At 70.6% G+C, this 12,315-nt stretch carries 13 protein-coding genes; 9 read left to right on the top strand and 4 right to left on the bottom strand.

Features of this window, described 5'->3' with window-relative positions:
* Window positions 1–182: 182 nt before the first annotated feature.
* Complete coding sequence (locus ACFYRX_RS06895; protein ID WP_389097258.1) at window positions 183–1,379, bottom strand: CaiB/BaiF CoA transferase family protein; 1,197 nt, start codon at window positions 1,377–1,379, stop codon at window positions 183–185.
* Window positions 1,380–1,523: 144 nt separating this feature from the next.
* Between ACFYRX_RS06895 and ACFYRX_RS06890 the strand changes: the two genes are divergently transcribed.
* From ACFYRX_RS06890 to ACFYRX_RS06865, 6 genes are read left to right on the top strand one after another with little or no spacing between them, the layout of a single operon-like run.
* A complete protein-coding gene (locus tag ACFYRX_RS06890) occupies window positions 1,524–2,033 on the top strand; it encodes a PaaI family thioesterase (RefSeq protein ID WP_389097257.1) in 510 nt (169 codons plus the stop codon).
* A 5-nt stretch (window positions 2,034–2,038) separates the two neighbouring features.
* Entirely contained in the window at window positions 2,039–2,890 is an 852-nt protein-coding gene (locus ACFYRX_RS06885; RefSeq protein WP_389097256.1) for an enoyl-CoA hydratase-related protein, read from the top strand.
* Window positions 2,891–2,918: 28 nt separating this feature from the next.
* On the top strand, window positions 2,919–3,371 hold the full coding sequence (locus tag ACFYRX_RS06880; protein ID WP_389097255.1) for a MaoC family dehydratase N-terminal domain-containing protein: 453 nt from the start codon (window positions 2,919–2,921) through the stop codon (window positions 3,369–3,371).
* The gene (locus tag ACFYRX_RS06875) at window positions 3,368–3,790 is read left to right on the top strand and encodes a MaoC family dehydratase (protein ID WP_389097254.1); all 423 of its coding nucleotides are present in this window, start codon (window positions 3,368–3,370) and stop codon (window positions 3,788–3,790) included. The genes ACFYRX_RS06880 and ACFYRX_RS06875 overlap by 4 nt, the downstream gene beginning before the upstream one ends.
* Window positions 3,787–5,259 (top strand): class I adenylate-forming enzyme family protein, encoded by a 1,473-nt coding sequence (locus ACFYRX_RS06870; RefSeq protein ID WP_389097253.1) that lies wholly within the window; start codon window positions 3,787–3,789, stop codon window positions 5,257–5,259. Before ACFYRX_RS06875 ends, ACFYRX_RS06870 begins: the two co-directional genes overlap by 4 nt.
* The gene (locus ACFYRX_RS06865; protein WP_389097252.1) at window positions 5,252–6,349 is read left to right on the top strand and encodes a serine hydrolase domain-containing protein; all 1,098 of its coding nucleotides are present in this window, start codon (window positions 5,252–5,254) and stop codon (window positions 6,347–6,349) included. Before ACFYRX_RS06870 ends, ACFYRX_RS06865 begins: the two co-directional genes overlap by 8 nt.
* A 46-nt stretch (window positions 6,350–6,395) precedes the next feature.
* Here ACFYRX_RS06865 and ACFYRX_RS06860 read toward each other — a convergent pair whose 3' ends face one another.
* Window positions 6,396–7,577, bottom strand: a complete 1,182-nt coding sequence (locus tag ACFYRX_RS06860) for an amidohydrolase family protein (protein WP_389097251.1) — start codon at window positions 7,575–7,577, stop codon at window positions 6,396–6,398.
* Window positions 7,578–7,702: 125 nt separating this feature from the next.
* Window positions 7,703–8,506 (bottom strand): FadR/GntR family transcriptional regulator, encoded by an 804-nt coding sequence (locus ACFYRX_RS06855; protein WP_389097250.1) that lies wholly within the window; start codon window positions 8,504–8,506, stop codon window positions 7,703–7,705.
* Window positions 8,507–8,686: 180 nt separating this feature from the next.
* Here ACFYRX_RS06855 and ACFYRX_RS06850 point away from each other — a divergent pair, with 180 nt between their 5' ends.
* Window positions 8,687–9,505 (top strand): enoyl-CoA hydratase-related protein, encoded by an 819-nt coding sequence (locus ACFYRX_RS06850; protein ID WP_389097249.1) that lies wholly within the window; start codon window positions 8,687–8,689, stop codon window positions 9,503–9,505.
* A complete protein-coding gene (locus ACFYRX_RS06845; protein ID WP_389097248.1) occupies window positions 9,502–10,080 on the top strand; it encodes a DUF2889 domain-containing protein in 579 nt (192 codons plus the stop codon). Before ACFYRX_RS06850 ends, ACFYRX_RS06845 begins: the two co-directional genes overlap by 4 nt.
* Window positions 10,081–10,206: 126 nt before the next feature.
* Here the strand turns inward: ACFYRX_RS06845 and ACFYRX_RS06840 are convergent, their stop codons facing one another.
* A complete protein-coding gene (locus tag ACFYRX_RS06840) occupies window positions 10,207–11,433 on the bottom strand; it encodes an acyl-CoA dehydrogenase family protein (RefSeq protein WP_389097247.1) in 1,227 nt (408 codons plus the stop codon).
* A gap of 115 nt (window positions 11,434–11,548) precedes the next feature.
* Between ACFYRX_RS06840 and fabG the strand changes: the two genes are divergently transcribed.
* Window positions 11,549–12,295, top strand: coding sequence for a 3-oxoacyl-ACP reductase FabG (gene fabG, locus ACFYRX_RS06835; RefSeq protein ID WP_389097246.1), 747 nt, complete (start codon window positions 11,549–11,551; stop codon window positions 12,293–12,295).
* The last annotated feature ends 20 nt before the right edge of the window (window positions 12,296–12,315 follow it).

The following is a 12,315-nucleotide window of genomic DNA, read 5'->3' as shown; positions in this document are numbered from 1 at the left end:
CCGCCCCTACCCGTCCCGTACCTGGGGGCTGCGCCCCCAGACCCCCCTTCGGGCCGAAGGGCCTCGTCCTCAAACGCCGGACGGGCTGAAAATAGCCCCTCCGGCGTTTGAGGAGCGGGGGTGCGGGGGCGGAGCCCCCGAAGGACGGGACGGGTAAGGGCGGCGGGGGCGAGAAAAACCCCTCACACCACCCCCCGCCCCCGCAGCTCCGCCAGCCGCTCCTCCGTCACCCCCAGCACCCCGCCCAGGACGTCGGCCGTGTGCTGACCCAGCCGCGGCGGCGCCACATACCCCTCGACCGGCGTCGCCGCGAACCGGATCGGATTGGCGAGCAGCGGCAGCCGCCCCGACACCGGGTCCTCGACCTCGACCAGCATCTCCCGGTGCAGGATCTGCGGATCGGCGAAGACCTCGGGCAACTCGTTGAACGGCCCCGCAGGGACGTCGTGCCGGTCGAGCACGGCCAGCCACTCGTCCCGGGGACGGGCCCGCAGGATCGCCGCCAGCACCGGCAGGATCTCCTCACGGTGACTGATCCGGGCGGAGGTCGTGGCGAACCGCGGATCCTGGAGCAGGTCGGTGCGGTCGGCCGCGGCGCAGAACCCCGCGAACTGCTTGTCGTTGCCCGCCACGAGAAAGATCGGCTGGTCCGCGCACTGGAACGCCTGCGAGGGGATCCCGCCGTACCCGCCGTTGCCGCGCCGCTGCGGAACCTCCCCGGAGACCAGGTAGTTCATCGCGAAGTGCGACAGCGAGGCCAGTCCGCAGTCCAGCAGCGACAGGTCGATGAACTGGCCCTCGCCGGTGACGTCCCGGTGCCGCAGCGCCGCCAGCACGGCTGTCGAGGCGTACAGGCCGGTGAGGATGTCGACCATGCTGATGCCGACCTTCATCGGCTCCTCGGGGTGCCCGGAGACGCTCATCATCCCGGACATGGCCTGGAAGATGCCGTCGTAGCCGGGACGTTCGGCGTAGGGCCCGGTCTGCCCGAAGCCCGTCACCGAGAGATAGACCAGCCGGGGGTTGAGCTCGCGCAGGCTCTCGTGGTCGAGGCCGTACTTCGCCAGCGTTCCGGTGCGGAAGTTCTCGACCAGCACGTCCGAGCGGGCGGCGAGGGCGCGGATCAACTCCTGTCCCTCGGCGGTGGCGTGGTTCACCGTGACCGACCGCTTGTTGCGGTTGCAGGCGAGGTAGAAGGCGGCGGTGTCCGTGTCGGCGGCGAACGGCGGGCCGTACGACCGCGAGTCGTCACCCGCGCCGGGCCGCTCGACCTTGATCACCTCGGCCCCCAGGTCGGCCAGCATCTGGGTGGCGAGCGGTGCCGCGAGGATGCGGGACAGGTCGAGGACGCGGATCCCGGCCAGGGCGGTCGACGGCATCAGGTCTCCCTCTGTTCACGGACAGCGAATGAGTTATATAAATAATACATCTGGCGCCAGGATCGTGCCCCGCCTGATTGCTCAACTATCTTATTCATGTAACTATATAAACCGGCCGCCAGGCCGAGACCGGAGGCCGTGCTGATGACCGTCGCGGCGAGGACCCTCACCGACCAGGAACAGCGCGAACGCCGCGAGTGGTTCCGGGCCCGCTGGGAGCGCGGGGTCGCCTTCAACCGATACTGCCGCCTCCGCGTGACGCGCTGGGACCCGGACGGCGTCGAGATCGTGCTCCCCTACACCGAGACGCTCTCCGCACACGAAGGGATCTTCCACGGCGGAGTCGTCTCGGCGCTCATCGACACCGCAGGCGCCGGCGCCGTGATCGCCGGACACGACTTCACCAAGGGCAGCCGGCTCAGCACCGTCTCGATGTCGGTGCAGTACCTCGCCCCCGCCCGGGGCCGGGAGGCCGTCGCCTACGCGCGCTGTGTCCGGCGCGGCCGCAAAGTGCACTTCGCCGACGTCGACGTGATGGCGGACGGCCGCATCTGCGCGCGCGGACAGGTGGTGGTGACCATCTCCGGGGAACGGCAGGGCGTCGGCGATCCGATAGCCCCCGCCGACCCCATCGAATCGCTGACGGAGGAATGACCGCGATGACTGACGAGCCCGCCCAGGACGACGACCTGGTGCTGTACGAGGTCGACGAGGACGGCGTCGCCACCGTCACCCTCAACCGCCCCGAGCGCAAGAACGCCTGGAGTATCCCCATGGAGCGCCGCTTCTTCGCGCTCCTGGACGAGGCCGCGAACGACCCCGCCGTCCGCGTCGTGATCATCACGGGTGCGGGCAGGGCCTTCTGCCCCGGCATGGACGTCCAGCGTCTGGAACAGAACTCCCAGCCGGGCCAGTCCCTCAACCTCCAGGCCCGTGTCCCCATGTACAGCAGGCGCCTGCTGCCGAAGCCGATGATCGCCGCCGTCAACGGCGCCTGCGCGGGCATCGGTCTGATCCAGGCACTCATCTGCGACGTCCGCTTCGCCGCCCGTGGCGCCCGCTTCACCACCGCCTTCACCCGGCGCGGCCTGGCCGGCGAGTACAACCTGCCGTACGTGCTGCCACGTGTCATCGGCCTGGAGAACGCCCTCGACCTGCTGCTGTCCGGGCGGGTCTTCGACGCCGACGAGGCCAAGGACCTCGGCGTCGTCAGCCGCGTCGTCGAACCGGAGGACCTGCTCGACGCCGCCCGCGCCTACGCCCGGGACATCGCCCGCAACTGCTCCCCGCGCGCCATGGCCGTGGTACGCCACCAGGTGTACGGCGACCTCGACCGCACCTTCACCGACGCCCTCGCCCGCTCCTACTCGGCCATGGAGTTCTTCGCGGGCTCGCCCGACTTCCGCGAGGGCGTGGCGAGCTTCACCGAGAAGCGGGAGCCGAAGTTCGAGGGACTGCCGCCGGACTTCGACCCGGACGAGGCCACCCGCGACGCGTTCCTGCCGTACTGACCGCGTACCGACCGAGGAGCTCACGACGATGACAGCGCAACCGTTCCCCGTCGAGGCCGGGCACATCATGATGTTCGCCCGCGCCATCGGCGACGAGAACCCGGACCACCAGGGCGCGAGCGCGCTCGCCCCGCCCACCTTCACCATGGCGAGCGCCCACTACGACCCCGACTACCACCTGCGGCCCAAGCCGGACGAGGAGTGGTTCGGGTCCGGCCGTGGCCCCGGGGTGATGGCCGAGGGCGCCGGGGGACTGCACGCCGAGCAGCACTTCGAGTACCACCGCCCGGTACGCGCCGGCGAGACGCTCCACGCACACACCGTCCCCGGCCGCAGCTGGGAGAAGCAGGGACGCACCGGCCGTCTCCTGTTCAGCGAGCGCATCACCGAGTACCGGGACGCCGACGGCAACCCGGTCGTCAGCGCCGTCACCGTGGCCGTCGTGCCCGAGGGCCCCGCAACCCCGAAGGACGCCCGATGAGCCTGAGCGCGGACGACATCAAGGTCGGCGAGACCCGCGAAAGCGTCCTGGTCGACGACCTGAAGCGGACCCGGATCGTGCAGTACGCCGGTGCCTCCGGAGACTTCAACCCGCTGCACACGGACGAGAGGTTCGCCGTCGAGGCCGCGGGATACCCCGGAGTGTTCGCCCACGGCATGCTCACGATGGGCATGACCGGACGGGTCCTGACCGACTGGGTCGGCACCGAGTCGCTGCTGCGCTACGGCGTGCGCTTCAAGGCCCAGGTCTGGCCCGGCGACACACTCACCGCCACGGCCACCGTCGACTCGGTCGAGGACACTCCGACCGGCCCGGTCGCCCACTTCTCCGTGCGCACGGTCAACCAGGACGGCGTCGAGGTGGTCACCGGCACCGCGGCGGCCCGCCTGGAGCAGTGAAGCCGGTGGGCGGCGCGCGGGAGTCCGGAGAATCGGTCGCCTGGACCGCCATGGTGAGCCGTGCCTACGACCATCCCCGGCCCGCCGCCCGGTTCGGCGACCTGACCTGGACCGGCCGCGAACTGCTCGACCGGGCCGGCGGCGCCGCGCACTGGCTGGACTCCCTCGGCCTCGAACCCGGCGCGCCGGTACCGGCGTTGGTCGCCACCTCCGCCGACGCCCTCGCGCTGGTGATCGGCGGAGCGGGGTCCGGCCATCCGCTCGCGCCGCTCGGCGTCCGGATGACCGCACACGAGATCGCGACCGTGGTGAAGGCGACGGACTGTCAGACCCTGCTGGCGCAGCGCGAGTTCGCCGCACTCGGCTTGCAGGTCGCCGAACTCGCCGGACGGCGACTGTGCATCGTGCCGGAACTGCACCCGGTCCCACGGGAGTTGACGTCCGCACCGGACGACCTCGCCGCCGTCCTGCACACCTCCGGCACGACCGGCCTGCCCAAGCCCGTCCCCATGACCCAGCGGCGCCTGGCCGCCCGCGCCCGCGTCAACGGCAGCCTGTGCGCGCTCGACCCCGACAGCTTCTACGGCGGCAGCGCGCCCTTCCATCACATCGCGGGCCTCGGCAACATCGCCGTCGCCCTCGCCGCGGGCGCCCTGATCACCGGCCTGCCCCGCTTCACCGTCGAGGGCTGGGCCCTGCTGCGCGAGCTCGGCACCACCCACACCAGCATGGTCCCGGCGATGCTGGAGACCCTGCTGGCCGCGGGCGAGGCCCGCCACGAGACCCTGCGGACCCTCCAGTACGGGGGAGCGCCCGTCCGCCCCGGCACCCTGCGGCGGACGTACGAGGCGATGCCCGGTGTCCGCATGCTCAACATGTTCGGACAGACCGAGGGCTCACCGATCAGCGTGCTCACCCCCGAGGACCACCGGGAAGCGGTCGCGGGACGCACCGAACTGCTGCGCTCGGTGGGGCGGCCCGCCCCCGGCGTCGAGGTCAGGGTGGCCGGTGCCGGACCCGACGGCGTCGGCGAGATCCACGCCCGCGCCGACCACTTCTTCCGGATCGACGCCGAGGGCTGGCTGCACAGCGGCGACCTCGGCCGGATCGCGCAGGACGGCTACCTCTACCTCCTCGGCCGGCGCACCGACATGATCATCCGCGGCGGGGAGAACGTCCATCCGCTGGAGGTCGAGACCGTCCTGACCGCGCACCCCGGCGTGGCCGACGCCGCGGTGACGGGCGTGCCCGACGAACGGCTCGGCCAGACCGTCGTCGCCTTCGTCGTCCCGGCCGATCCCGGCGCCCCGCCGGACCCGGCGGCGCTCAGCAGCCATACCCGCGCCCGGCTGTCCGGGTTCAAGGTCCCCGTCCGCTGGTGGTTCGTGGACGACCTGCCGCGCAACGCCAACGGCAAGGTCGTCCGGCGCCTGCTGCGGGAACCGCACGAAGGAGGAACCAGTGCCTGACCACGTCGACCCGAACCGCCTCGACACCCTCCTCGGCCGGATCCGCCGGGAGGTCGACCACGGCCCCCTGCCGTCCGCGCAGGTCGCCGTCGCCCACGAGGGGCACCTGGTGGCCTTCGAGACCTACGGCGACGCCCGCCCCGACACCCGGTACGTCCTGCAGTCCGTCGGACGGTCCGTCGTCGCGGGCGTGGTGTGGAAACTGATCGGCGACGGACTCCTGGACGTCAGCGAGCAAGTCGCCGCGATCATCCCGGAGTTCGCGCCGAACGGAAAGGAGTCGGTGACGGTCGAGCAGGTGCTCACACACACCGCGGGCTTCCCCTTCGCACCCCTCGGATACCCGAAGATGCTCGACCGCGAGCAGCGGCTGGCCGCCTTCGGGCGCTGGCGTCTCGACTACCCGCCGGGCAGCCGCTTCCAGTTCCACCTCACCTCGGCGGCCTGGCTGATCGCCGAGATCGTCGAGCGGCGCACGGGCCTCGCCTTCGCCGACCACCTGCGCGAGCACATCGTGGAGCCACTGGGTCTGTCGTCGATCGAGCTGGGGGTCCCGGTGGACCGGCAGCCGGGCAGCGTCGCCCCGATGCTCGCCACCGACCGCACCGGCGACGACCAGGAACCCGACCCCTGGGGGCCCTGGTACCTGTCCGACCCGAAGGTCCTGGCGGCCGGAGAACCCAGCCACGCCCTGGTCGCCACCGCCGCCGACGTCGCCCTCTACTTCCAGGCGCTGGTCCACTCCGGCCTGTGGAAGCCGGAGGCGGTGGCCGAGGGCACCCGGATCAGGCTCACCGATCACCCCTACGGGGAGCAGATCTACGGGGGCGGCGGCAGTCGCCGTACCAGCATGGGACTGTTCGTCACGGTGGCCGGACCCGACGCGGGGAGCAACCTTCCGTCGACCGGCTCACCGGCCCTCTTCGGCAGCGCCGGCGCGGCCTACCAACTGGGCTTCATGGACCCGGAGTCGGGCCTGTCCTTCGCCTGTCTGAGCAACGGCTACCCGCTCGCCGGCTACGACAACTCGCCCCGCGGCACCGCACTGCTCACCGACATCGCGAACCTGGCGGCGGGCCTGGTCGGTTAGTACCGGACCGGACCCGCCGCCAGGCGGAGTTCTGGTGCTACGACGCTCAGCGGCTGATCAGCTGCTGAGCGTTGTTGTACATGATGTCGTCCTGCGCGGACTCGCCCAGCTCCGCGATGAGCTTGCGGAAGTCGGCCGGCTGCGCCAGGCCCTCCGCGTGCGGGAAGTCGGAGCCCATGACGATGGACTCGTGGTAGCCGAGGCGCTTGACGACGTTCACGATGTCGTCCTCGGGGTAGGGCACCACGCGGATGTGCTTGCGGAAGATCTGGCTCGGCCGCTCGTCCAACTGCCCGCCGATCCAGGGGCCGTTGCGGCCCATGCCCCGGCTCTTGTCCATGTGGCGCACGAAGTGCGGCACCCACTCGGAGCCGAACTCCGAGACCAGGACGTTGATGTCGGGGAAGCGCCCGAAGAGGTTGTCGAAGATCAGCGCGGACAGCGTCTCCTCGATGGGGCGCTGGCCGTAGGTGTTCTGCCACTGCCAGGCCGACATCCGGAAGTGGATGGGGTGCGGGTCGAAACCCCACGACGGCGCCACCTGCGAGTTGTAGTAGAACTCGCTGATGTGGTAGCAGACGCTGGCCTTGGCCTCGTTGACCAGCTTCCAGAACGGGTCGAAGTACGGGTCGCCCGGCGAGCGGCCGTACACCGGTCCGGTGGGCAGCAGGATGAAGCGGGCGCCCTGGTCCAGGACGTACTCCAGCTCCTTGACCGCGCTGGGCAGATCGCGCAGCGACATCAGGGCGGGGGCGTAGATGCGGCCCTGGTGGTTGAAGCCCCAGACCTCGTTCATGTACCGGTTGAACGAGTGGTAGTTGGCGTAGAGCGGCTCCACGCCCTTCACGTACTCCTCCGCGACCAGGGCCCAGCCGCCCGGGTAGATGATCGACTGGTCGAGACCCTGCTCGTCCATGACCCGCAGCCGGGCCTCGCGGTTCTGGTACGACTCGTGCATCGGCTCGAACTGGTAGGTCTCCTCCGGGTTGCCCGAGGCCATCGCCTTGAGCATCTCCTTCAGCGACCCCGGGCGGTAGACCTGCCCGAACTCCGGCTCCAGACAGACCACGATCCGGTCCCCGGCGAGGATCACCTCCCGCCCGTCCGGCAGTGTCACCGGTGCGACCGCGGCGCCGAGGAACTCCTTGGGGAGATAGCGGGTGAAAGAGTCCCGCTCCTCGTACATGTGCTGGTCGCAGTCGAAGATGGGCTTGCGCTGTTCGGCCATGGCCGTCGCCTCCGGACCCCGTCGCTAATCGGTACGACTCCTATAATTATCTAACTGTTTCTCTGAGGCAAGGGGGTAGCCGAAAGCGGGGTGGTTGGGTGCGGGGAAGCGGGGCCTGTACGGGGTCAGTCGAGGAGTTCGAGCACCGTCTTGGGTCCGGCGGAGTTCACCACGTCGTCGGCGCCGGAGATGTGCCGCTGCCAGAGCTTCTCGGCCTCGTCCGCCTTGCCGGCCTCGATCAGGCCGACCATCCGCACATGCGCCCGGTGCCCCTTGAGCGCCTGCGTCTTCTGGGCCTCGGCGTCCACGGCGGCCGCGGTGTACGAGGCGTTGGCCCGGTCGATGATGTTGCGGACCATGCTGCACAGCAGGATCAGGGTCTGGTTGCCGGTGAGCTCGACCAGGAGGGCGTGGAAGGTGTCCTGCGCCTCGACCAGGCCGAGCGGGTCGTCCAGGACCGCCTTCTCGGCCGCCACCGCGTCCCGCAGCGCCTTGATGTCGTCCGCGGTGTGCTTGGTCGCGAGCTGCCGGGCGCAGGGCGGCTCGATGAGGGCGGCCGCGCGGTACAGGTCGCCCAGGGTGGCCCCGCGGTACTCGAGGATCAGACCGGCGAAGCGGGCGGCGACGTCGGCGTCGGGTGCGCTCACCCGGGCGCCGCCGTGGGCGCCGCGGCGCACCGTGATCAGCGACTCCGATTCCAGTACGCGGAACGCCTCGCGCAGCGTCGGCCGCGAGATGCCGAACTGCTCCATCAGGCCCGACTCCGGCGGCAGCGCGTCGTCCGGCTTGAGCTCGCCCCGCACGATCTGGCGGCGCAGGTGTGCGGCGACCAGTTCGGCGGTCTTCGGCACCCGCACCTGGCGTCCGACGCGAGTGCGGGCGGGGACGGGCACGGTCGCCGTTTCGCTTGCGCGGGCTGCCTCGGCCACGGTGGGCTCCTCATATAGCGAAATGAATCGTCTTAGTGCATCGAGGGTACCAGGTCAAGGGCCGGGTGATCTTCCCTCGGCGGGGTCGGATCTGGTGCCCCGAGAGTCTTTGGTATATAGATGATTCATCTAGCTATAAATCGAAGCTGTGAACCGAACAGGCCCGTGGGAGTGACCTCGATGACCGAGACTTCGACCCCGGTGATCCTCACCGAACTCACCGACGACGGGGTCATGCTCCTCACCCTGAACCGGCCGGAGCGGCACAACGCCTGGACGCTGGAGATGGAGCTCCTCTACAACGAGCTGTTCGACCGGGCGGAGGCGGACCCGAGGGTCCGGGCCGTGCTGCTCACCGGAGCCGGGCGCAGTTTCTGCCCCGGCATGGACATGAGTGTCCTGGACGGGGCCTCGTCCGGCGCCCGCCCGTGGCCCACCGACCAGCTGCCCCCGCGCACCCGCCCCATGACGTTCCCCAAGCCGGTCGTGGCTGCCGTGAACGGCGCCTGCGCGGGCATCGGGTTCAATCAGGCCCTGATGTGCGACGTCCGGTTCGCCGTGCCGCACGCCAAGTTCGCCGCCGCCTTCAGCGCGCGCGGGCTGGTCGCCGAGGACGGTGTGTCCTGGCTCCTGCCCCGGCTCGTCGGTCACGGCAACGCCGCCGACCTGCTGCTGTCCTCGCGCCGCTTCACCGGGACGGAGGCCCACGCGATGGGGCTGGTCAACCGCCTCGTCGAGCCGGACCAGCTCCTCCCCGCGGCCCTCGCCTACGCGACCGAACTGGCCCGCAGTGTCAGCCCGTACGCGATGTCGCTCATCAAACGGCAGCTCGTCGACGACCAGGCGCGGTCCTTCACGGAGAGCCGTGACAGCGCGGCCGCACTGCTGGCCGTGGCCAAGCGCGCCCCGGACTACCGGGAGGGCGTGCTCAGCTTCATCGAGCGCCGGCAGCCGGAGTTCGCGGGGCTGGGGGAGACGGTGCCGGAGGTGACGTCATGACACACTCCGCCCTTCCGCTGCACCGCCGTACGATCACCGTCACCGCGTACGAGGAGGACGGCGCCGAGATCCGGGTCGAGGCGGAGCTGTGCGACGAGCGCCCCTGGGAGCAGCCGCCGGGCGGGGTCGTCCACCGGATGGTCCTGGCGGTGCGGGTACGCCTCGCGGACATGGTCGTCGTGGCCGCCGACGCGGAGATGCGTGACTTCCCGCATGTCGAGTGCCCGTTGATCACCCCGGCCTTCGGGGGGCTGGTGGGGCTGAGTGTCGCCGCCGGCTACAACCGGGCCGTCCAGGAGCGATTCCGGGGCGTCTCGGGCTGCTCCCACCTCTACGAGCTGACTCGCGCGCTCGGCCCGGCGGTGGTGCAGTCGGCCATGTCCGTCAACGCGCGCCGACGGGCGGCGGGCGACTTCGGCGAGGACCCGCGGGCCTCGGCCGCGGTGATGAACAGCTGCCACATCTGGGCACCGGACGGCGTGGGCCTGCGCAAACTCGACGCGGGCTGGCGCCCCGGAACCGGCCCGCGTCCGGTCCCGGAGCTCGGCGCTTTCGAGCGTCCTACGGGGTCGTGATCCGCGGTTTACGCGGTAGTCCCAGGACGAGGTGCCCGCGTAGGTGTGGGCTGCGCAAACTCGACGCGGGCTGGCGCCCCGGCACCGGCCCGCGTCCGGTCCCGGAGCTCGGCGCCGTCGAGGGCTCTACGGAGCCGTGAGCCGCGGCTCGCGCGGCAGCCCCAGGACCTTCTCCGCAAGGATGTTCCGCTGGACCTGGGAGGTGCCCGCGTAGAGCGTGCCCGACAGGGCGATGAGGTACGTCGTGGACCAGGACGCCGAGGAGTTCGCGGCGCCGGGGTCGTCGGTGCGGTAGGTGCGCAACGGGGGCCGGCCGACCGGTACCTGGCCGTGCAGGCCCATGATGTCCATCGCCAGATCGGTGACCTCGGTGTGGTACTCGCTCCAGTACAGCTTGGCGATCGACGACTCGGGACCGGGCTCGGCGCCCTTGAGCCAGCCGGTGAGGATCCGGTAGCCGAGGCAGCGCATGATCTCGACCTTGGACCAGCACCAGGCGATCCGCTGCCGGATGACCGGGTCCTGGTCCCTGCCGTACTGCCGGGCCAGCTGCACGAGCCGCTCCACCTCGGCCCGGAACAGGATCGGGTTGGTCGCCGCCTCCTCGCCGCGCTCGATGCCCAGCAGGCTCTGGGCCACCGTCCAGCCGTTGTCCACACCCCCCACGACGAGGTCGGCGCGGGTGCGGGCGCCGCTGAAGAACACCTCGTTGAAGTGCAGCTGCCCGCTCATCATGCGGAACGGCCGTACCTCGACGCCGGGTTGGTCGAGCGGGACCAGGAGGAAGGAGATGCCGCGGTGCTTGGACGCGTCCCGGTTCGTACGGGCCAGGACGAAGATCCAGTCGCTGTGATGGGCGCCGGACGTCCACACCTTCTGGCCGTCGATCACCCACTCCTCGCCGTCCTGCACCGCGCGGGTTTTGAGGGAGGCCAGATCGGAACCGGCGTCCGGCTCCGAGTACCCCTGGCACCAGGTGTCCTCACCGCTGAGGATGCGGGGCAGGAAGTGGCTCTTCTGCTCCTCCGTGCCCCAGCGCAGCAGCGTGTTCGCCAGCATCTTCACGCCGAAGGTGTCCTGCGGCAACCCGAACGGCACGCCCGCCAGGGCCAGTTCCTCCATCAGGACGACCTGGTGGAGCTTGGACAGGCCCCGGCCGCCGTACTCCTTCGGCCAGGTCAGGGACAGATAGCCGCGCTCGACGAGCCGGCCGCGCCAGTCGCGGGCGAAGGCCCAGGCCGCGTCCTCGTCCAGGGCGCCGATGCCCTTCCAGTCCGGCGGCAGCGACTCGGCCAGGAACGCCTTGACCTCGGCACGGAACGTCCCGGTCTCCGGGGGATAGCTGATGTCCACCTGTGTTCGCTCCTCGTCCGACGCCCCGCCCGCACAGCTGGTCGCTGTATTGATTGTTTCAGCATAATAGGTTATCTATTTAACAGGAATAGCGTCGAGCCAGGGGCGGGCGGACATGGGACTGCTGGACGGCCGGAACGCGGTGATCACCGGCGGCGCACAGGGCATCGGCTTCGAGATCGCCGGCGTCCTCGGCGGCGCGGGCGCACGCATCGTCCTCGGCGACATCAACGAGGCCGCCGCCGCCGAGGCCGCCGAACGCCTCGCCAAGAACGGCGTGGCCGCCACCTCGCTGCGCTGCGACGTCACCGACGAGGGCGAGGTCGCAGCCCTCGTGGCCCACTGCGCCGAGACCTTCGGCCCGGTCGACGTCATGGTCAACAACGCCGGGATCACCCGGGACGCGACCCTGCGCAAGATGCCCCTCGCCGACTTCCGCGCCGTCATCGACGTCCACCTCACCGGCGCCTGGAACGGCACCCGGTACGCCGCCGAGGCGATGCGGGCGCACGGACAGGGCGGGAGCATCATCAACATCTCGTCCATCGCCGGCAAGGTCGGCAACTTCGGCCAGACCAACTACAGCGCCGCCAAGGCCGGACTCGTCGGCCTCACCAAGGCCTCCGCCAAGGAACTCGCCAAGGCGGGCGTCCGCGTCAACGCCGTACAGCCCGGCCTGATCCGCACCGCCATGACCGAGGCGATGCCCCCGGCCGCCTGGGACGCGAAGCTCGCCGAGATTCCCCTGGGCCGCGCGGGCGAGCCCGCCGAGGTCGCCCAGGTCGTCCTCTTCCTCGCCTCCGACATGGCGAGCTACATCACCGGAGCCGTGGTCGAGGTGACCGGCGGCCGGTACATGTGAGCCCCGAACCCGCTGATGAA

The organism is Streptomyces sp. NPDC005374, assembly GCF_042872225.1.
Taxonomy (GTDB): domain Bacteria; phylum Actinomycetota; class Actinomycetes; order Streptomycetales; family Streptomycetaceae; genus Streptomyces.
The sequence above is the reverse complement of the archived record's forward strand: the minus strand, read 5'-3'. Positions and strand labels throughout refer to the sequence as shown.

Coding starts and splice junctions, on each gene's coding strand:
- ACFYRX_RS06895 (WP_389097258.1), bottom strand. CDS start 1,379: ATGCCGTCGACCGCCCTGGCCGGGATCCGCGTCCTCGACCTGTCCCGC.
- ACFYRX_RS06890 (WP_389097257.1), top strand. CDS start 1,524: ATGACCGTCGCGGCGAGGACCCTCACCGACCAGGAACAGCGCGAACGC.
- ACFYRX_RS06885 (WP_389097256.1), top strand. CDS start 2,039: ATGACTGACGAGCCCGCCCAGGACGACGACCTGGTGCTGTACGAGGTC.
- ACFYRX_RS06880 (WP_389097255.1), top strand. CDS start 2,919: ATGACAGCGCAACCGTTCCCCGTCGAGGCCGGGCACATCATGATGTTC.
- ACFYRX_RS06875 (WP_389097254.1), top strand. CDS start 3,368: ATGAGCCTGAGCGCGGACGACATCAAGGTCGGCGAGACCCGCGAAAGC.
- ACFYRX_RS06860 (WP_389097251.1), bottom strand. CDS start 7,577: ATGGCCGAACAGCGCAAGCCCATCTTCGACTGCGACCAGCACATGTAC.
- ACFYRX_RS06850 (WP_389097249.1), top strand. CDS start 8,687: ATGACCGAGACTTCGACCCCGGTGATCCTCACCGAACTCACCGACGAC.
- ACFYRX_RS06845 (WP_389097248.1), top strand. CDS start 9,502: ATGACACACTCCGCCCTTCCGCTGCACCGCCGTACGATCACCGTCACC.
- fabG (WP_389097246.1), top strand. CDS start 11,549: ATGGGACTGCTGGACGGCCGGAACGCGGTGATCACCGGCGGCGCACAG.